Raw genomic sequence first — 18,850 nt, forward strand, 5'->3', positions numbered from 1 at the left:
AGCAGTGTTATCGCTAACAAGATCGCTGTCAAGCAGTCTGTGCAAGGTTGATGAAATCGGTGCGAAACATCTTCGACCCGTGGCGACCAGCGGTCGATCCGCGCCGGTGAGCGGTCGACCCGAGTCGGTCGGCGGGTCAGCGGGTCGACGGTCAGTGAGCCGGCGGGTCAGTGGGGCGGGGCCACGCTGTCGCGGCTGACCAGGGTCGGCTCGATGGTGAGTCGCTCGTCGCTGCGGGCGCCGGACTCGATCTGCCGCAGCAGCAACGCCAGGCTCGCCTTGGCCACCGCGTCGAAGTCCGGCCGTACGGTGGTCAGCGGGGGAGTGAAGTAGGCGGCCTCGGGCACGTCGTCGAAGCCGACGATGCTGACCTCGTCGGGGACCCGGCGGCCCCGCTCGCTCAGGGCGCGCAGGATGCCGAGCGCGAGGTGGTCGTTGGCGGCGAAGACCGCGGTGGCGTCGCGCATCCGGGCCAGCATCTGCCCGGCCCGGTAACCGGACGCGGCACTCCAGTCGGCGGGCACCAGGGGCGGCACCTCCGCGCCCGCCTCCCGCAGGGTCTCCTCCCAGCCGGCGATCCGCCCGGCGCTGTCGAACCAGTCCGCCGGTCCGGAGACGTGCCAGACGGTGGAGTGGCCGGCCTCCAGCAGACAGCGGGTGGCGGCCCGGGCGCCGGCGGCCTGGTCGACGGTGACCAGCGCGGTGTTGCGCCGTGGATCGCCGTCGATGGTCACCAGCGGTACGCCGTCGGGCACCTGCTCGACGGCCTCCCCGGCGCTCACCACGGGGGCGATCACCACCAGCCCGGCGACCCGCTGGTCCAGGTGGCGATCCACCACGCCGGCGATGGACTGCCGGTCCAGGCTGCGGACGCTGCCGACGTTCACCGCGAACCCGGCCGCGCCGGCAGCCTGCTCGAAGGCGGCCAGCAGCGACGCCGGACCATAGAGAGTGGAGTTCTGGGCCACCACGCCGATCACCTGGGACCGCCCGGTCACCAGGGCCCGGGCGGCCCGGTTCGGCCGGTAGCCGAGCTCGGCGATCGCGGCCCGCACCCGCAGCCGGGTCTGTTCCCGTACGTTCGGGTGGCCGTTGAGCACCCGGGACACCGTCTGGTGGCTGACCCCGGCCAGCCGGGCCACATCCGTCATCGCCGGTTCCCGGACGCTTCTGCTGCTCACCGTTGCCCACCCTCGAAGTCCTGCCGGGTCGAGCCGGCGCTGTGCCGATGATCTGACGGCCCGGCGTCGGTGCCGGTCCGCGCGGCGGTCCGACGTGCCGGGCCGGGTACGCCGGCCGGCCCGGTCACCACCGGCGGCGGCTCCGTCACCAGCGAGGTTAGCGGTCACCTACCGTGGCGCGCCATCACGCCTGGCAGCGTGTAGGTGACCGCCGTGACCGACCGCCCGGCCGGTCGTACGCCGGGCGGTCGGCACGCGGTGGGCAACGGAGCGGCTACTCTGGCGGACGACAGCTGTCTATGTTATCGCTCATCTGCGGGATCCGCGCTCGCCCGGGGGATTCACGGGCGTTCCTCGCAACGGACCGGTAACGGCCCCGATTCACCCCCTTGACGCGCTCGATGAGAACGGTAACACTCCTGAAACGCGGCGGTTGCCCCCCAGCTGCCGCACGGCTCCGCTCCAGTCTGGCCACCTGGAGAGGGCGCAAACGGGTCGAAGGCCACGACGTACCACGAGGGCTTCGACCCGCGACAACGTTAACGCTAACAATCGGTCCACCGGCCCCGCCGGCCGTTTCGACCGCCGGCCGTCCGTCCCCCTGGCGGGCGGCATCAGCCTCAGCGGGAGGTAGGCAGTGCTCAGACGTTTTTCCGCCGTCGCGATCGCGGCGATGATGGTGGCGACCGCCGCCGCGTGCGGTGACTCCGGCGGCGACGGCGCCGCAGGTGGCGGGGACGACGCGATCGTCCTCGGTTTCTCCCAGGTCGGCGCCGAGAGTGGCTGGCGTACGGCGAACACCAAGTCGGTCCAGGACTCCGCCAAGGAGGCCGGGATCACCCTGCAGTTCGCCGACGCGCAGCAGAAGCAGGAAAACCAGATCAAGGCGATCCGCAACTTCATCGCCCAGCAGGTCGACGTGATCGCCTTCTCGCCGGTCGTGGAGTCCGGCTGGGACACGGTGCTCAAGGAGGCCAAGGACGCCGACATCCCGGTGATCCTGACCGACCGGGCGGTGGACTCGCAGGACGAGACGCTCTACGAGAGCTTCATCGGCTCCGACTTCGTCCTCGAGGGTCGGCTCTCCGGGGAGTGGCTGGTCGAGGAGTTCGCCGACAACCCGGGACCGGTCAAGATCGTCGAGCTGCAGGGCACCACCGGCTCGGCGCCGGCCAACGACCGCAAGCAGGGCTTCGGTGAGGCGATCGCCGCCGACCCGAAGTTCGAGATTATCGCGTCGCAGACCGGCGAGTTCACCCGCGCCAAGGGCAAGGAGGTCATGGAGGCCTTCCTGCAGGCGCACAACGACATCGACGTGCTGTTCGCGCACAACGACGACATGGGCCTGGGTGCCATCGAGGCGATCGAGGCCGCGGGTCTGGTGCCGGGTCAGGACATCACGATCATCACGATCGACGCGGTCCGCGACGGCATGCAGGCCCTGGCCGACGGCAAGATCAACTTCATCGCGGAGTGCAGCCCGCTGCTCGGGCCACAGCTGATGGAGCTGGTCAAGCAGGTGCACGCCGGTGAGACCGTACCGAAGCGGGTGGTCACCGAGGAGACCACCTTCACCCAGGAGCAGGCGAAGGAAGCCCTGCCCACCCGGGAGTACTGAGCCACGACCGGCGGCCCTGACCGGAACACACCCCGGCAGGGCCGCCGGTGGCGGTCTCCCCGACGCCCGAGCCCGGCGGCGGCCGGCGGCAGCGACAGCAGTGAGAGGTACGGATGACCGACGTGGTGCCGATCCTGGAGATGACGGGAATCGGCAAGACCTTCCCCGGCGTCGTCGCACTCGACGACGTCGACTTCCGGATGTTCCCCGGCGAGGTGCACGCCCTGATGGGCGAGAACGGTGCCGGCAAGTCGACCTTGATCAAGGTGCTCACCGGGGTCTACGGGATCGACCGGGGTGAGATCAGGCTCGCCGGCGACCAGGTGCGGTTCACCGGGCCGCTGCAGGCACAGCAGGCCGGGGTCAGCACCGTGTACCAGGAAGTGAACCTCTGCCCCAACCTCTCGGTGGCCGAGAACATCTTCATCGGCCGGGAACCCCGTCGGTTCGGCGCGATCCGGTGGGCGGCGATGCGCCGGCACTCGACCGAGCTGTTGCGCCGGCTGCACCTCGACATCGACGTCAGCGCACCGTTGGCCAGCTACTCGCTCGCCGTACAGCAGATGGTCGCCATCGCCCGCGCGGTCGACATCTCCGCCAAGGTGCTCATCCTCGACGAGCCGACCTCCAGTCTGGACGCCTCGGAGGTCGCCGAGCTGTTCGCGGTGATCCGCCAGCTCAAGGACGAGGGGGTGGCGATCCTGTTCGTGTCGCACTTCCTCGACCAGGTCTACGAGATCGCCGACCGGATGACGGTGCTGCGCAACGGCCGGCTGATCGGCGAGTGGCCGGTCGCCGAGCTGAGCCAGCTGGAGCTGGTCGGCAAGATGATCGGCAAGGAACTCAGCGTCCTGGAGCAGCTCGACGGTCAGTCCAAACCCGACCTGGACAGTCTCGAGGGCGGCGAACCCGTACTCGAGGCCACCAGACTCGGCCGGTCCGGGGCGATCGCCCCGTTCGACCTCACCATCCACGCCGGAGAGGTGGTCGGCTTCGCCGGCCTGCTCGGCTCCGGCCGCACCGAAGCGGCCCGGCTGCTGTTCGGCGCCGACCGCGCCGACCGGGGCCGGATCGCCATCGACGGTCGGCCGACGACGGTGCGCGGCCCCCGGGTCGGGATGGCCAACGGGATCGCCTTCTGCTCGGAGAACCGGCGCGCCGAGGGCGTCATCGAGGAACTCTCCGTACGGGAGAATCTGATCCTCGCCCTGCAGGCGGCCCGCGGCTGGGCCCGGCCGATTTCCCGCCGCCGGCAGGACGAGCTGGTGGCCAAGTACATCGCCGCCCTGCAGATCCGGCCGGCCGACCCGGACCTGCCGATCCGCAACCTCTCCGGCGGTAACCAGCAGAAGGTCCTGCTGGCCCGGTGGCTGATCACCGAGCCGCGGCTGCTGATCGTCGACGAGCCGACCCGGGGTATCGACGTCGGTGCCAAGGCGGAGATCCAACGCCTGGTGGTCGAGCTGGCCAGCGGCGGCATGGCGGTGCTGTTCATCAGCGCCGAGCTGGAGGAGGTCCTCCGGCTCAGTCACAAGATCGCCGTCCTGCGGGACCGGCAGATGATCGACCAGCTGGCCAACGGCGAGGGAGTCGACGCCGAGCGGATCATGCGCACGATCGCCGGGGAGGTGGCGGCATGAGCGAGGCACGCCGACGACTGATCGGACTCGGCCGGCAGCGGCTGTTCTGGCCGGTGCTGATTCTGGTGGTGCTGCTGGTCAGCAACCTGTTCTTCACTCCGAGCTTCTTCTCGATCACGATGCGCGACGGACATCTGTACGGCTCGTTGATCGACATCCTGCGGGCCAGCACCCCGCTGATCCTGGCCGCGGTCGGGATGACAGTGGTCATCGCCACCGGCGGCATCGACCTGTCGGTCGGCTCGGTCATGGCCATCTCCGGTGCGATCGCCTGCCTGCACATCAGCGGCCTGACCGACCAGAACAGCGTCTCCGGGGTGCTGCTCGCGGTGGCCATGGCGCTGGGCCTGTCGCTGCTGCTCGGCCTCTGGAACGGCACGCTGGTGTCGCTGATCGGCATCCAGCCCATCATCGCCACCCTGATCCTGATGGTCGCCGGTCGAGGACTGGCGCAGCTGATCACCGACGGGCAGATCATCAACGTCAACTCCGCGCCGTACAAGGTGATCGGTGCCGGGTACGCGCTGACCCTGCCGGTGTCGGTGCTGATCGTGGCCGGGGTCGTCACCGCCGCCGCGCTGCTGATCCGCCGCAGCGCGCTCGGCATGCTCGTCGAATCGGTCGGCGGCAACCCGACCGCCAGCCGGCTGGCCGGCATCCGCTCCCGGCAGCTGATCGTCCTGGCGTACGTCTTCGCCGGGCTCTGCGCCGGCATCGCCGGGCTGATCTTCAGCTCCAACGTCTCCAGCGCCGACGGCAACAACGCCGGCAACCTGATCGAACTCGACGCGATCCTCGCGGTCGTGATCGGCGGCACCGCCCTGACCGGTGGCCGGTTCTCCCTGGCCGGCAGCGTCCTCGGCGCGGTGATCATCAAGTCCCTCGACATCACCATCTACACCATCGGCATTCCCAGCGAAGCGAACCTGCTGTTCAAGGCGGTCGTGGTGATCGTGCTCTGCCTGGCGCAGTCGCCGGCGTTCCGGGCCCGGGTCACCGGCCTCGGTCGCCGTGGCGGCCAGACCAGGCCGGGCGGTCCCGGCGGTCCGGGTGGTCCCGGCGGTCCGGGTGGCCCATCCGCTCCCCGGTCCGGCGGCACCGGTGACGACGCACCACGAGCGGCCGCACCGACGGCAACGACCCCGGCCGGACAGGCAGCGGCGGAGGTACAGGCATGATCGACATCAGCGACCCCCAGCAGCGGGCCGCCGCCGCTGCGACGGTGAGCGCCCCCCGGCACCGCTGGTACCTGCCGCAGTCGCGGCACCTGCCGGTGGTGGCCACGCTCACCCTGCTGGCCACCATGTACGGGCTCGGCGCGCTCAACTACCCCCGGTTCTCCCGGCCACAGGTCGCGCTGAACATCTTCGTCGACAACGCCTTCCTGCTGGTCGTGGCGGTCGGCATGACCTTCGTCATCCTCACCGGCGGGATCGACCTGTCCGTCGGCGCGGTGGTCGCGCTGACCACGGTCTGCGCCGCCGTACTGCTGCGCGAGGGCTGGCCGGCCGGAGTGGTGCTCCCGGTGGTGCTGCTGATCGGCACCACGATCGGGTTGCTGATGGGCCTGGTCATCCACTTCTTCGACATCCAACCATTCATAGCCACCCTCGCCGGCATGTTCTTCGCCCGCGGCCTGTGCCACCTGATCACCCGGGACTCGATCACGATCACCGACGGGTTCTGGACCACGATGGCGCAGCACCGGATCCGGTTCGGTGACGGTCTGTTCATCTCGATCAGCGTGGTCATCGCGCTCATCGTCGTCCTGATCGCGGCGTACGTGCTGTCCTACACCCCGTTCGGCCGCAACGTCTACGCGGTCGGCGGCAACCCCCAGTCGGCGTTGCTGATGGGCCTGCCGGTCGCCCGGACCCGGATCGCCGTCTACACCATCAGCGGCTTCTGCGCCGCGCTCGGCGGGGTGCTGCTCAGCTTCTACATGCTCTCCGGCTACAGCCTGCACGCCCAGGGCATGGAACTCGACGCCATCGCCGCCGTGGTGATCGGCGGCACGCTGCTCACCGGCGGGTCCGGCTACCTGCTCGGCACCGTACTCGGCGTCGGTGTGCTCGGTCTCATCCAGACGATCATCGCCTTCCAGGGCAACCTGAGTTCCTGGTGGACGAAGATCGTCATCGGCGCCCTGCTGTTCGCCTTCATCATCCTGCAACGCCTGGTGACCCGGCGGCGCAGATGACTCGCCATAGCGGTCAGATCCACCATAGTGGTCAGACAGGACTCCACCACAGGGAGAACGGGTGAACACCGACCAGTACACCATCGGCATCGACTTCGGCACCCTGTCCGGACGGGCGGTCGTGGTCCGGGTCGCCGACGGCGCGGAGCTCGGCTCGGCGGTGCACGAGTACCGCAACGCCGTCATCGACCGGGCCCTGCCCAGCAGCGGCAAACCGCTACCGCCGGACTGGGCGCTGCAGGACCCCGAGGACTACCGTGAGGTGCTGCGGCACGCCGTACCGGCGGCCGTGGCCGACGCCGGCGTCGACCCGGCGCAGGTGATCGGCATCGCCACCGACTTCACCGCCTGCACCGTGCTGCCGACCCTCGCCGACGGCACCCCGCTGTGCCAGCTGCCGGAGCTTGCCGACCGGCCGCACGCCTGGCCGAAACTGTGGAAGCACCACTCGGCGCAGCCGCAGGCCGACCGGATCAACGCCCTCGCGCACGAGCGCGGCGAACCGTGGATCGGCCGCTACGGCGGCCGGATCTCCGCCGAGTGGCAGTTCGCCAAGGCGCTGCAGGTGCTGGAGGAGGATCCGCAGGTCTACGCCCGTACCCAGCGGTGGATCGAGGCCGCCGACTGGATCGTCTGGCAGCTGTGCGGCACCGAGACCCGTAACGCCTGCACCGCCGGCTACAAGGGCATCCACCAGGACGGCCGGTACCCGGACCCGGCGTACCTGGCGGCGCTGCACCCCGACTTCGCCGACTTCGCGGCGACCCGGCTGGAGCATCCGATCCTGCCGCTGGGTGCGCGGGCCGGCGGGCTGAGCGCCGAGGCCGCCGGCTGGACCGGGCTGCCGGCCGGTATCGCGGTCGCCGTCGGCAACGTCGACGCCCACGTCACCCCGCCGGCCGCCGGCGCGGTCGCCCCCGGCCAGCTGCTCGCCGTGATGGGCACCTCCACCTGCCACGTGATGAACGGCACCGACCTGGTCGAGGTCCCCGGCATCTGCGGCGTCGTCGACGGCGGCATCACCGCCGGGGCGTACGGCTACGAGGCCGGCCAGTCCGGCGTCGGCGACATCTTCGCCTGGTTCGTCGACCACGCCGTACCGCCGGCGGTGCACGACGAGGCGGCTCGCCTCGGGCTCAGCGTGCACGAGCTGCTCACCCGGCAGGCCGCCGAGCAGCCGGTCGGCGGGCACGGGCTGGTCGCCCTGGACTGGCACAGCGGCAACCGGTCGGTCCTGGTCGACCACCACCTGTCCGGGCTGATCGTCGGGCTCACCCTGGCCACCCGGCCGGACGAGATCTACCGGGCACTGATCGAGGCGACCGCCTTCGGCACCCGGACCATCGTGGAGACGTTCGAACGGGCCGGGCTGCCGGTGACCGAGTTCGTCGTCGCCGGTGGCCTCAAGCGCAACAAGCTGATCATGCAGATCTACGCCGACGTGCTGCGCCGGCCGGTCAGCGTGGCCAGCTCCGACCAGGCGCCGGCGCTCGGCTCGGCGATCCACGCGGCGGTCGCCGCCGGGGCGTACCCGGACGTGGTCACCGCCGCCGGTGCGATGGGCGCGGTGGAGACCGCCGTCTACCGGCCCGACGCCGACCGCGCCGCCGGCTACGACCTGCTGTACGCCGAGTACCAGCTGCTGCACGACCACTTCGGCACCGGTGCCGACAAGGCGATGCACCGGCTGCGGGACATCCGTAACGCCGCTCTCGCCCGCTCCGACCGGGAGGCTTCCGTCTGATGACCACCACCGCTCAGCCCAGCGCCGACGTGGCCGCCGAGATCGTCCGGCTGCGCGCCGAGGTGTGCCGGCTGCACGAGCACCTGACCCGCTGGGGTCTGGTCACCTGGACCAGCGGCAACGTCTCGGCCCGGGTGCCCGGCGCCGACCTGCTGGTGATCAAGCCCTCCGGGGTCAGCTACGACGAGCTCACCCCGGCGCACATGGTCGTCACCGACCTCGACGGCACCCTGGTCGAAGGCGACTACGCGCCGTCGAGCGACACCGAGGCGCACGCCTACGTCTACCGGCACATGCCGGCCGTCGGCGGGGTGGTGCACACGCACAGCCCGTACGCCACCGCCTGGGCCGCCCGGTGCGAGCCGATCCCGTGCGCGGTGACCGCGATGGCCGACGAGTTCGGCGGCGAGATCCCGGTCGGGCCGTTCGCGTTGATCGGTTCCGACGCGATCGGCCGGGGCATCGTCGAGACGCTCACCGGTCACCGCTCGCCGGCCGTCCTGATGCGTCAGCACGGTCCGTTCACCATCGGCGCCACCGCCAAGGCGGCGGTGAAGGCGGCGGTGATGTGCGAGGACGTCGCCCGCACGATCCACCTGGCCCGTCAGCTCGGCCCGGTCGAGCCGCTGCCGCAGGCCGCGATCGACGCGCTGTACGAGCGCTACCAGAACGTGTACGGCCAGCGGTGAGCTGCGACCGGCGGATTGTTGTACTAAAGGGGGATCTGTGATGGAGGCAGGGAAACGGTCCGCGCAGGTGTGGTTCCTCACCGGCAGCCAGGGGCTGTACGGCGACGACACGCTGCGCCAGGTGGCCGAGCAGTCCCAGGAGATCGCCGGCCGGCTCGGCGCCGCCGACGGGCTGCCGGTCGAGATCGTCTGGCGCCCGGTGCTGACCAGCCCGGAGGAGATCCTCCGGGTCTGCCTGGCGGCCAACACCGAACCCGACGTGGTCGGCGTGATCGCCTGGATGCACACCTTCTCGCCGGCCAAGATGTGGATCGCCGGGCTGGACGCGCTGCGCAAGCCGCTGCTGCACCTGCACACCCAGGCCAACGTCGAACTGCCCTGGGCCGAGATCGACATGGACTTCATGAACCTGAACCAGGCCGCGCACGGCGACCGCGAGTTCGGCTACGTGCAGACCCGGCTCGGGGTGGCCCGCAAGACCGTCGCCGGCCACGTCAGCGACCCCCGGGTCGTCGGTCGGATCGCCGGCTGGGCGCGGGCCGCCATCGGCCACAGCGAACTGCGGTCGCTGAAGCTCGCCCGGTTCGGCGACAACATGCGCAACGTCGCGGTGACCGAAGGTGACAAGGTCGAGGCGCAGGTCCGGTTCGGCGTCTCGGTCAACACGTACGGGGTGAACGAGCTCGTCGAGGCGGTCGACGCGGTGCCGGAGCCCGACGTCAAGGTCCTGGTCGACGAGTACGAGCAGCGGTACCGGGTCGACCCGGCGCTGCGGGCCGGCGGCGACCGGCACGACTCGCTGCGCTACGCCGCCCGCATCGAGCTGGGCCTGCGCGGCTTCCTCACCGAGGGCGGCTTCCGGGCCTTCACCACGAACTTCGAGGACCTCGGCGGGCTGCGGCAACTGCCCGGCCTGGCGGTGCAGCGGCTGATGGTTGACGGCTACGGCTTCGGCGGCGAAGGCGACTGGAAGACGGCCGTACTTGTCCGCACCCTGAAGGCGATGTCGACCGGGCTCGACGGCGGCACGTCGTTCATGGAGGACTACACCTACGACCTGACCCCCGGTCAGGAGCGGATCCTCGGCGCGCACATGCTGGAGGTCTGCCCGAGCATCGCCGCCGACACCCCGTCGTGTGAGATCCATCCGCTGAGCATCGGCGGCCGCGAGGACCCCGTACGGCTGGTCTTCGACGCCGCACCCGGCCGGGCCGTCGTGCTCGGCATGGTCGACCTGGGCGAACGGTTCCGCCTGGTGGCCAACGAGATAGAGGTCGTGCCGCCGGCACAGCCGTTGCCGAAGTTGCCGGTGGCCCGGGCGGTGTGGCGCCCCGAGCCGGACCTGCCGACGTCGGCGGAGGCGTGGCTGACCGCCGGCGGCCCGCATCACACCGTCCTCTCCCAGGCCGTCGGGGTGGACGAGTTGCACGATCTGGCCGAGATGACCGGCACCGAGTTGGCGGTCATCGACGCCGATACGACGACCCGGCGGTTCGCCGCCGAGTTGCGCTGGAGTCAGGCGTACCACCGGCTGGCCCGGGGCTTCTGAGCCGCCGTCCTGCTGCCCGGGTGCTGGCGCCCCGGGCAGCAGGGCGGGTGGATGCCCGGATCAGAGATTTCAGCACCGAGATTTCAGCACCGAGTCCTTCGGGCGTACAGACGCAGGATGTGGCCGAGGTGCTCAGCGCGAATCGTGGCCCGCCCTTCCTTTTCAGTGCGCTCGACTAGGTACTGCTCGTAGCGGCCTTCGGCATTCGGGACCTTCGCCTGGTGACCGGTTCCGATCCGGGAGCCGTGGCAGGGCAGTCCCGGTCTACTCGGCATCGTCGGAGGCCGCCAGGTGACGCCTGGTCGGGGGCTGGTCGGTCACTGCCCCGCGTACCGGGTGGTGGCGCTGGTGCCGGTCCAGGCGGGCAGGTGCATGGTGGTCTGCGCGGCGAGGGCCTGGCTGGTCTGCCAGCGGCGGAGCGCGTCCTTGATGCGGTCGTTCTGTTCGTAGGTGCGGTCGAGTTCGGCGTAGACGATGCCGAGGTCGTGGGCGATCCGTTCGAGGAAGGCGGCGACTTCGCCGGGGTCGAGGCCCCGGCCGCCGCCGCGCCGGGGGGCCGTCGGGAAGCGGTGGCTGCGGATCTGCCAAGGGCGGATCGGCCGGTACGCGGTGGGTCGCTGGTTGCGGCTGCGACCAGCGGGTACGCGGTAGACGCCGCTGCCCTGCGGCCAGTCACGTGGCGGGGTGGTGGCCATCTTGCGGCGTTGCCAGCGCAGTCGCCAGCGTCGCCAGAGCTCTCGCATCACGTGTTCCTCCCCATTGTCTTCGCTGCTGGTGCCGTTCGGGCGGTGTCGTGGGTGTGTCTGGACGGGGGTGGCCCTGCCGCTTGCCGATCCCGACGGGGCCACCCCACCCCAATCGCCGCAGCCCTCCTTGGCAGTACGGCGACCAGGGCAAACCTTCGGGGCCGGGACGCCCAACGAGCGGCATGACTCGCTGACCGCCCCGACCGGAGGTGAGCGCCCCAAGCTGCCGTGCAAGGAGTGCTCGCGTCAAAACTTAGGCGGCTAAGCCGCCTATGTCAACGAATCCTTGTCGCGGTCACGTGTCTCGTGATCGAATCGGGTTGCCGTGCAAGGAGACTCGAAATGCCTACGCAGCCCGACTATGTCCGCATTTCGGACGCCTACGCCGCCGCGATCGTCAGCGGGCGGCTCAAGCCAGGGGAGAAGCTGCTCTCGATCGCCGAGATGAGCCAGCGCTACAAGGTCGGCGCCACGACCATCAAGATGGTCCTCGTACGGCTGGAAGCCCGCCGGCTGGTCCGCCGTCACCAGGGCAAGGGCACGTTCGTCGAGCCCAGCGACCGATGGCTACTGCCCGACGGCGACGATGATGACGAGCCGGATTTCGAGATCTGAGGGTTGCGGCATAGCGACACTTCGCCTGGCTTCCTGGCATCCAATCGTCACTAACCAGCCCACCTCAGCGGCTGGTAGCCGGGCAAGTGACAAGGAGGGTCGGGAAGGCGGGCTTCTCGTGTCGGGTCAGCCTCGCAGCTGTCGCTGGCGGCCGCACCGACTCGGATCTGCCGCGGTGGGCTAAGCAACGGTTTATTTTGGGGGTCGGCGGCTGGGACGTGCAGACGGTCGACGAGTGCCTTCGCCTGAACGGTATGGCGAATGGTGGTCACTCGGGCAATTTCACCTGCTCGATATTCTGATCGAGCTACGCCGGTGCGAGGGCCGCCGCAATTGCGATGGGTTCTCGCGCCGGCCCCTCGTCGGCGTGTGGACGTGAGGGGGATCCTGTACGATCTGTCAACAGCGCAGGAGGAATACCATGTCAACCCAGCAAGAGTCCCTCAGTTCGGAGCGGACGAACTTCAGAATTGTTTTTGTGGCGGTCCTGTCCGCCCTTGGTCTGGCGACGTTGATCGTGAACTTCCTGCTGGCCGGTGCGGTAGGGGCTGCCGGGGCGGTTGCTTCAATCTGGGGACTGCGTGCCGATCGGCAGCACCGGACCGCGTATCAGGTTTTTCTCGCTATCTCTCTGCTCACCGTGGCAATTTCGCTACTGATGAGCGTTTTCTTGCTCTCGGTGGACCGTCCTGAGCCAAGCGTCACGGTAGTCCCGAAACCATGATCATGGCCTCAGACCACGCGTAGGTTGTCGGTCAGCGTCGGGCGCGCACGCCGCGACCGGCCCACCAGACGACGACGCCGACGGCGAACACGGCCAGCCCGGTGAGCACCGCCGCACCGGGCAGGGTGGCGGCCAGCAGCAGGCAGCCGACGATCCCGACGAGTGGTACGGCCCTCGGCAACGCGCCCTCGTCGCGGTGCAGGGTCAGCGCGGCGGCGTTGGCCACCGCGTAGTAGACCAGTACGCCGAACGACGAGAAGCCGATCGCCTCGCGCAGGTCGGCGACGCAGACCAGGGCCACCACCGCGACGCCGACCGCGATCTCCGCCCGGTGCGGCACCTGCCGACGCGGATGCACGGCGTCCAGCCCGGCGGGCAGGTGCCGGCCCCGGGACATCGCGAACACGGTCCGGGACACCCCGAGGATCAACGCCAGCAGCGCGCCGAGCGCCGCCGTGGCCGCGCCGATGCGTACCACCGGGGTCAACCAGCCGGCACCGACCTGGGACACGGCGGCGGCCAGCGGTGCCGGCGTGTCGGCCAGCCCGGCCGGGCCCAGCGCCCGCAGCACGGCGACCGCGACCAGCGCGTACACGGCCAGGGTGATGCCCAGCGCGATCGGGATCGCCCGGGGGATGGTGCGCTGCGGGTCGCGGACCTCCTCGCCGAGGGTGGCGATCCGGGCGTAGCCGGCGAACGCGAAGAAGAGCAGGCCGGCACCCTGCAGCACCCCCCACCCGTCGACCGGTCCGCCGCCGGCCGCGCCGGCCCCCGCTGTGCCGAGGACCGGTCGGGCACCGCCGAGCAGCCCGACGACGACCACGGCGGCCAGCACCGTCAACACGACGGTGACGATCACCCGGGTCGCCCACGCCGACCGGTGCACGCCGAACAGGTTCAGTACGGTGAGCGCGACCACCGCCGCGACCGCGACCGGCCGGGCGTACGCCGGTGCCAGGTAGCTGCCGACGGTGAGCGCCATCGCCGCGCAGGAGGCCGTCTTGCCGACCACGAAGCCCCAGCCGGCGAGGTGGCCCCAGAGGTCGCCGAGCCGCTGCCGGCCGTAGACGTAGGTGCCGCCGGACTCCGGGTAGCGGGCGGCCAGCCGGGCCGACGACATCGCGTTGCAGTACGCCACCACGGCGGCGATCGCGAGGGCGGCCAGCAGCCATCCGCCGGCGGCGGCCGCCGCCGGGGCGAACGCCGCGAAGACCCCGGCGCCGATCATCGCCCCGAGCCCGACGACCACGGCCTCGCGGGTGCCGAGCCGGCGGGCCAGCGGGATCTCGGCGGCGGTCATGCCGGCGGGAGGGCCGCCCGGTCGCTGGATCCGGGCGCAGCGGCTGTCCGGTCGGCCGGCTCCTGCTCAGCAGCCGCCCGGTCGGCCGGCCCGGCCGCGGCGGCGCGACGGGTGTGGGCCTCCCGGCGCGCCAGCCAGCCGTACCCGACCAGGGTCATCGCGGCGAAGATCCACCACTGGGCCACGTACCCGCCGTTCTGCCAGCTGTTCTCGTGCCGGATGGCGACCGCGACGAACGCCGGGTCCGGCGTCGGGGTCTGCTCCTGCAGCAGCAGGTAGCCGCCGCGTACCGGGTAGGGCAGCTCGGTGGCGAGGGCTCCGGTGGCGATCCGGCGGGTCTCCAACTTGCCGTCGCGGCGGGTGACCGCACCGGACATCGGCTCCGGCTGGCGGACCAGCCCGATCACGGTCACCTCACCGGTGGGTGTGGCCGGCAGTTGCGGCTGCGCGTCGGCGCCGCTGTCGGCCGGCGGGATCCAGCCCCGGTCGACCAGGACGGCGGAGCCGTCGGCCAGCACCAGCGGGGTGACGATCTCGAAACCGACCCGGCTGTTCGCCGTCCGGCTGCGGACCAGGACCTGGTTGTCGACGTCGTAGCGCCCGGTCGCGGTGACCCGCGTCCAGGTCGCCGACTGCGGCGGCGGCGCACCGGCGGTGCCGGCGGCCGCCCCGGGCGGGCCGACGACCTGCGTCACCGCCACCGGGATCTGGTCGGCGGCGGCGTCGATCCGGTCGTTGACCTCGCTGCGTTGGTGGTAGCGGTCGAGCTGCCAGTTGCCCAGCTGCACCATCACCGTGGCGGCCACCACCGCCAGCGCGAGGTGACCCAACCATCGGGGCGTCAGCAGGAACCGGTACACATGTCGGAGGCTACCCGGTAACGTCTTGCGGCTGTCCCTCCACTCCGTCCGGGGGTGACGGGGCCCGCGCGGCGACCGGCACGACCACCGCACCGGCCAGCTCAGCCCGACCGCCGCAACCGCAGACCAGCACAGAGGAGTCGCAGATGCCGTCCGTGCCCCGCCTGGTGGTGAGTGCCCCCGCCTCCGGACACGGTAAGACCTCGGTGGCGATCGGGCTGCTCGCCGCGTTGCGCGAGCTCGGCCTGAGCACCGCCGGGGCGAAGATCGGACCGGACCACACCGACGCGGCGTACCTCGGTGCCGCCGCCGGCCGGCCCGGCCGCAACCTGGACCCGATGCTGGTCGGCACCGGCCGGATCGGTCCGCTGCTGGCCCACGGCGCGGCCGGGGCGGACGTCGCGGTGCTCGGTGGGGCGATGGGCCTGTACGACAGTCTGGGCACCCGGGCGGACAGTGCGTCGACGGCGACGGTGGCCACCGCGTTGCGGGCTCCGGTGGTGATGGTGGTCGACGCGGCGGCGATGGGCCAGTCGATCGGTGCGCTGGTGCACGGCTTCCGGGCCTACGACGACCTGATCTGGCTCGCCGGGGTGATCCTCAACCGGGTCAGTTCGGCCCGTCACGAGCAGGTGCTGCGCGAGGCGCTCGACGACATCGGGGTGCCGGTGCTGGGCGCGCTGCACCGGGGCGAGCTGCCCGCCGGCATTCCCCGCGCCGCCGGGGTGGTGCCGGTGGCGCACCACAGCATCGACACCGTACGGCTGATCCGTCGCCTCGGTGAGGCGGTGGACGCCGCCGTGGACCTCGACCGGGTGCTGGCCCTGGCCCGGTCGGCGCCGCCGCTGCCGGTGCCGGCCTGGTCGGCCGCGGACGCCCTGGCCGCCGAGGCGGAGGCGGCCGGCGCCCCGCCGGTGACGCCGCCGGTACGGCGACCGGTGATCGCCGTCGCCGGTACGCCGGAGCTGGTCTACGGCTACACCGAGACGGTGGAGCTGATCACCGCCGCCGGTGGGGCGGTGGTGCCGTTCGACCCGCTGCGCGACGAACTGCTGCCGGAGGCGACCGCGGCGCTGGTCCTGCCCGGCGGGTTGCCGGAGGCGTACCTGCCGGAGTTGTCGGCGAACCGGGCGTTGACCGCCGCCGTGGCGGATCTGGCCCGGGCCGGCCGGCCGGTGCTGGCCGAGGGCAGTGGCCTGTTGTGGCTGGTCCGCGAGTGCGACGGCCGGCCGATGGGGGAGGTGTTCGACGCGGCCGCGATGACCTCGGACCGGATGGTCGTCGGCTACCGGGAGGCGACGTCGCGGGCGGCCACCCCGGTAGCCCCGCTGGGTGGCCGGATGATCGGCTACAAGCAGCATCAGGTGGTGGTCTCCCCGCGCGCCGGGCACACCCCGGCGTGGACGTGGGGCAACGGGGTGCCGGAGGGGTTCGTCTGGCGTCGGGTGCACGCCTCCCAGTTGACGCTGCACTGGGCCGGGGCGCCGGACATCGCCCGGCGGCTGGTCCTGGCCGCCGCCGATGGCCGGTTGGCCGGCGCGGACTCCCGGGGCCCGGCTGGCGACGGGCGCGTCCCCGGCCCGGACCATCGCGGTGGCGACGGGCGCGTCCCCGGCCCGGACCTGCGCGGTGGCGACGGTCCGGTCCCGGAGGAGCCGCCGATGCCGCCGATGGGCCCGATGCCGCCCAAGCCGCCGATGGCGCGTCCGACGCCGCTGGCCGAGGAGGACACCGATCCGCTGCTGGTGCACTCAGCCGATGATCTCGGCTGACGGTGGCGCGAACTGGCGTACCGGTCGGTCCTTGAGCGCGTTCTTCAGCGTGCCGGCCGCCGTGTCCACCGGCTTCTGGGACTGCCAGTCGCCGACGGCGTTGAACGGGTTGTCCGGGTCGGCGATGAAGCTGGCCACCGCGAGGTCCGGGGTGTAGCCGGTGAACCAGGCCGACCGGGTGCTGTCGGTGGTGCCCGTCTTGCCGGCGACCGGCCGGCCGACCGCCTTGGCCACGCCGTCGGCGGTGGACCAGCCGCCGCAGCCGCCGGCGGCGGGCCGGTCACCGACCGGGCACCGGGCGGCGTCGGTGGCGGCGCGGGCCACGTCCGGCGAGAACGCCGCGTGGCAGCGCGGGGTGGCCACCTCGACCTCGGCCCCGGTCAACGTCCGGTAGGTGACCGGGCTGCCGTCCGGATTCTCCACCGACAGCACCGGGGAGTCCTCGCAGTGGCTGCCGTCTGCGGCGATGGTGGCGTAGGCGTTCGCCATCTCCAGCGGCGTCACGTCGGACACGCCGAGGGTGAACGCGCCCCATTTGCTGGCGTGCTCGGGGGAGGCGTTGCGCTTGTCGACGTCGGTGCGCCAGCGCAGCCCGAGCCGTTCGGCCATCTGCACCGCCTTCTCGGCGCCGACCTGCTGCAACAGCCACACGAAGTAGGTGTTGACCGACTTGCCGAAGCCGGACCACATGTAGTGGTAGCCGGCCATCGCGCCGGAGGCGTTGCTCGGGCACCAGCGGCCACCGCAGCTGCTGGTGCCTTCGCCGCCGTCGTAGATGGAGTTGATCCGGTGCGGGGCGTTGAAGCCGGAGCGCAGCGGCATGCCGGCGTCCAGCGCGGCCAGCATGGTGAACATCTTGAACGTCGACCCGGCCTGGTATCCGGGCAGGTCGCCGCCGCCGAGCAGCGGGGTCACCGTGTTCGGGTAGTTGCCCTTGACCCCCTTGCTGCGCAGGGTGGGGTTGGAGTGCCCGCCGTTGTCGGTCTGGTCCAGCGAGTAGACCCGGTTGATCGCCATCGCCCTGACGTGGCCGGTGCCGGGCTCGACGGCGACCAGCCCGTGGGCGAACGGGCTGCCGATCGACTCCCGGGAGGTGACCTGGTCCTGGGCGGCCTTCTGGGTGGCCGGGTCGAGGCTGGTGACGATCCGGTACCCGCCGGTGCGCAGGTTGCCCAGCCGCTCCGACGGGCTGTCGCCGAACGCCTTCTGCCCCATCCACCAGGACTTCAGGTAGTCGCAGAAGAAGCCCCAGTCGTTGTGCTCAGCCGGCACCGAGACACACTCGTTGGGTGGCGTACTCAGGTTGAGCTGGATCGGTTCGGCCTTGGACCGCGCGGCGGCGGCGGGGGCCAGGTAGCCCAGCGCGGCCATCCGGTCGATGACGTAGTTGCGGCGTTCGGTGGCGGCGGCCTGGTCCGAGGTGGCCGGGTCGTACTCGGACGGCGCCTTGACCAGGCCGGCGATGAGCGCGGCCTCGCTGGCGCTGAGTTCCCGGGGGTGTTTGGAGAAGAAGATCTCCGCGGCCGCGTAGATGCCGTACGCCCGGTGGCCGAAGTAGGCGGCGTTGAGGTAACGCTCCAGGATCTCCGGCTTGGACAGCTGCTTCTCCAGCTCCATCGCGATCCGGATCTCGCGGATCTTGCGGCCGGGGGTCTGTGCGGTCGCCGCCTGCAGCTCCAGTGGTGTCTCGGCGGTCTCCTGCAGGGCGAGCCGGACGTACTGCATGGTCAGCGTGGAGCCGCCCTGGGACACCCCGCCGGCCTGGGAGTTGGCCACGAACGCGCGGGCCACACCCTTGGGGTCGACGCCGTTGTGCTGGTAGAACCGGACGTCCTCGGAGGCGACGATCGCCTGTTGGATGAAGGGCGACATCTCGGTCAACGGGACGTACTTGCGGTGCTCCTCGTAGAACATCGTCACCAGGGTCCGGCCGTCCGCCGCGTACACGTAGGTGGTCTGGGCCGGGTCGATGTCGCGCAGCTTCTCCGGGACCTGTTCGATGGCCCGGGTGCTGGCGATGACGGTGAGGCCGGCGACTGCGGCCAGCGGGTAGGCGGCGGCGGCGACCACGACGCCGGCGATCAGACCGGCGCGGAGCAACTGGACGAGGCGGCCACGGCGGGCGGGGTTTCGGCTGCGCTTGGTCACGGCTTCAAACGTAGGCCGGACAGCCGCAAAACATGTCCAAAAGGATTAAAACCACAAGACGAAT

The 18,850-nt window shown here is 71.2% G+C and carries 16 protein-coding genes; 10 read left to right on the forward strand and 6 right to left on the reverse strand.

Going from position 1 to position 18,850, the window contains the following annotated elements; translation table 11 throughout:
• Positions 1-167: 167 nt before the first annotated feature.
• Together ACN28F_RS23690 and ACN28F_RS23695 are read right to left on the reverse strand one after the other, a co-directional pair.
• The gene (locus tag ACN28F_RS23690) at positions 168-1,151 is read right to left on the reverse strand and encodes a LacI family DNA-binding transcriptional regulator (protein ID WP_289210869.1); all 984 of its coding nucleotides are present in this window, start codon (positions 1,149-1,151) and stop codon (positions 168-170) included.
• Between the two features lie 26 nt (positions 1,152-1,177).
• Positions 1,178-1,330, reverse strand: coding sequence for a hypothetical protein (locus ACN28F_RS23695; protein ID WP_289210083.1), 153 nt, complete (start codon positions 1,328-1,330; stop codon positions 1,178-1,180).
• Positions 1,331-1,854: 524 nt separating this feature from the next.
• Here ACN28F_RS23695 and ACN28F_RS23700 point away from each other — a divergent pair.
• The 7 genes from ACN28F_RS23700 to araA all read left to right on the forward strand — a co-directional run bounded on the left by ACN28F_RS23700 (position 1,855) and on the right by araA (position 10,621).
• Positions 1,855-2,799, forward strand: coding sequence for an ABC transporter substrate-binding protein (locus ACN28F_RS23700; protein WP_289210870.1), 945 nt, complete (start codon positions 1,855-1,857; stop codon positions 2,797-2,799).
• A 113-nt stretch (positions 2,800-2,912) separates the two neighbouring features.
• Positions 2,913-4,439, forward strand: coding sequence for a sugar ABC transporter ATP-binding protein (locus tag ACN28F_RS23705; protein WP_421359747.1), 1,527 nt, complete (start codon positions 2,913-2,915; stop codon positions 4,437-4,439).
• Complete coding sequence (locus ACN28F_RS23710) at positions 4,436-5,617, forward strand: ABC transporter permease (RefSeq protein WP_289210085.1); 1,182 nt, start codon at positions 4,436-4,438, stop codon at positions 5,615-5,617. The genes ACN28F_RS23705 and ACN28F_RS23710 overlap by 4 nt, the downstream gene beginning before the upstream one ends.
• A complete protein-coding gene (gene yjfF, locus ACN28F_RS23715) occupies positions 5,614-6,639 on the forward strand; it encodes a galactofuranose ABC transporter, permease protein YjfF (protein WP_289210086.1) in 1,026 nt (341 codons plus the stop codon). The genes ACN28F_RS23710 and yjfF overlap by 4 nt, the downstream gene beginning before the upstream one ends.
• Positions 6,640-6,700: 61 nt before the next feature.
• The gene (gene araB / locus ACN28F_RS23720) at positions 6,701-8,383 is read left to right on the forward strand and encodes a ribulokinase (RefSeq protein WP_289210087.1); all 1,683 of its coding nucleotides are present in this window, start codon (positions 6,701-6,703) and stop codon (positions 8,381-8,383) included.
• Positions 8,383-9,072, forward strand: a complete 690-nt coding sequence (locus tag ACN28F_RS23725; protein ID WP_289210088.1) for an L-ribulose-5-phosphate 4-epimerase — start codon at positions 8,383-8,385, stop codon at positions 9,070-9,072. Before araB ends, ACN28F_RS23725 begins: the two co-directional genes overlap by 1 nt.
• A 40-nt stretch (positions 9,073-9,112) precedes the next feature.
• Entirely contained in the window at positions 9,113-10,621 is a 1,509-nt protein-coding gene (araA, locus tag ACN28F_RS23730) for an L-arabinose isomerase (protein WP_421359749.1), read from the forward strand.
• Between the two features lie 317 nt (positions 10,622-10,938).
• Here araA and ACN28F_RS23735 read toward each other — a convergent pair whose 3' ends face one another.
• Positions 10,939-11,364 carry a DivIVA domain-containing protein gene (locus ACN28F_RS23735; protein ID WP_289210090.1) on the reverse strand — a complete coding sequence of 142 codons (426 nt, stop codon included), beginning with the start codon at positions 11,362-11,364 and terminating at the stop codon, positions 10,939-10,941.
• A 345-nt stretch (positions 11,365-11,709) separates the two neighbouring features.
• Here ACN28F_RS23735 and ACN28F_RS23740 point away from each other — a divergent pair, with 345 nt between their 5' ends.
• Positions 11,710-11,982 (forward strand): winged helix-turn-helix domain-containing protein, encoded by a 273-nt coding sequence (locus tag ACN28F_RS23740; protein ID WP_289210091.1) that lies wholly within the window; start codon positions 11,710-11,712, stop codon positions 11,980-11,982.
• A 421-nt stretch (positions 11,983-12,403) separates the two neighbouring features.
• A complete protein-coding gene (locus ACN28F_RS23745) occupies positions 12,404-12,706 on the forward strand; it encodes a hypothetical protein (RefSeq protein WP_289210092.1) in 303 nt (100 codons plus the stop codon).
• Between the two features lie 31 nt (positions 12,707-12,737).
• Here ACN28F_RS23745 and ACN28F_RS23750 read toward each other — a convergent pair whose 3' ends face one another.
• Together ACN28F_RS23750 and ACN28F_RS23755 are read right to left on the reverse strand one after the other, a co-directional pair.
• A complete protein-coding gene (locus ACN28F_RS23750; protein WP_421359751.1) occupies positions 12,738-14,006 on the reverse strand; it encodes an APC family permease in 1,269 nt (422 codons plus the stop codon).
• Positions 14,003-14,866, reverse strand: a complete 864-nt coding sequence (locus tag ACN28F_RS23755) for an SURF1 family protein (RefSeq protein WP_421359753.1) — start codon at positions 14,864-14,866, stop codon at positions 14,003-14,005. The genes ACN28F_RS23750 and ACN28F_RS23755 overlap by 4 nt, the downstream gene beginning before the upstream one ends.
• 146 nt (positions 14,867-15,012) lie before the next feature.
• Here ACN28F_RS23755 and ACN28F_RS23760 point away from each other — a divergent pair, with 146 nt between their 5' ends.
• The gene (locus tag ACN28F_RS23760) at positions 15,013-16,638 is read left to right on the forward strand and encodes a cobyrinate a,c-diamide synthase (protein WP_421359756.1); all 1,626 of its coding nucleotides are present in this window, start codon (positions 15,013-15,015) and stop codon (positions 16,636-16,638) included.
• On the opposite strand, the gene ACN28F_RS23765 is transcribed toward ACN28F_RS23760, so the two are convergent.
• Positions 16,618-18,786, reverse strand: a complete 2,169-nt coding sequence (locus ACN28F_RS23765; protein ID WP_289210096.1) for a transglycosylase domain-containing protein — start codon at positions 18,784-18,786, stop codon at positions 16,618-16,620. The two genes, ACN28F_RS23760 and ACN28F_RS23765, sit on opposite strands and share 21 nt — an antisense overlap.
• Positions 18,787-18,850 lie beyond the last annotated feature (64 nt).

Source organism: Solwaraspora sp. WMMA2101, from assembly GCF_049179175.1.
GTDB lineage: Bacteria > Actinomycetota > Actinomycetes > Mycobacteriales > Micromonosporaceae > Micromonospora_E.

Excerpts from the sequence above, each read along its gene's own strand:
- ACN28F_RS23690 (WP_289210869.1), bottom strand. The coding sequence starts at position 1,151 with ATGACGGATGTGGCCCGGCTGGCCGGGGTCAGCCACCAGACGGTGTCC.
- ACN28F_RS23700 (WP_289210870.1), top strand. The coding sequence starts at position 1,855 with ATGATGGTGGCGACCGCCGCCGCGTGCGGTGACTCCGGCGGCGACGGC.
- ACN28F_RS23705 (WP_421359747.1), top strand. The coding sequence starts at position 2,913 with ATGACCGACGTGGTGCCGATCCTGGAGATGACGGGAATCGGCAAGACC.
- ACN28F_RS23710 (WP_289210085.1), top strand. The coding sequence starts at position 4,436 with ATGAGCGAGGCACGCCGACGACTGATCGGACTCGGCCGGCAGCGGCTG.
- yjfF (WP_289210086.1), top strand. The coding sequence starts at position 5,614 with ATGATCGACATCAGCGACCCCCAGCAGCGGGCCGCCGCCGCTGCGACG.
- ACN28F_RS23725 (WP_289210088.1), top strand. The coding sequence starts at position 8,383 with ATGACCACCACCGCTCAGCCCAGCGCCGACGTGGCCGCCGAGATCGTC.
- araA (WP_421359749.1), top strand. The coding sequence starts at position 9,113 with ATGGAGGCAGGGAAACGGTCCGCGCAGGTGTGGTTCCTCACCGGCAGC.
- ACN28F_RS23735 (WP_289210090.1), bottom strand. The coding sequence starts at position 11,364 with ATGCGAGAGCTCTGGCGACGCTGGCGACTGCGCTGGCAACGCCGCAAG.
- ACN28F_RS23740 (WP_289210091.1), top strand. The coding sequence starts at position 11,710 with ATGCCTACGCAGCCCGACTATGTCCGCATTTCGGACGCCTACGCCGCC.
- ACN28F_RS23745 (WP_289210092.1), top strand. The coding sequence starts at position 12,404 with ATGTCAACCCAGCAAGAGTCCCTCAGTTCGGAGCGGACGAACTTCAGA.
- ACN28F_RS23750 (WP_421359751.1), bottom strand. The coding sequence starts at position 14,006 with ATGACCGCCGCCGAGATCCCGCTGGCCCGCCGGCTCGGCACCCGCGAG.
- ACN28F_RS23760 (WP_421359756.1), top strand. The coding sequence starts at position 15,013 with ATGCCGTCCGTGCCCCGCCTGGTGGTGAGTGCCCCCGCCTCCGGACAC.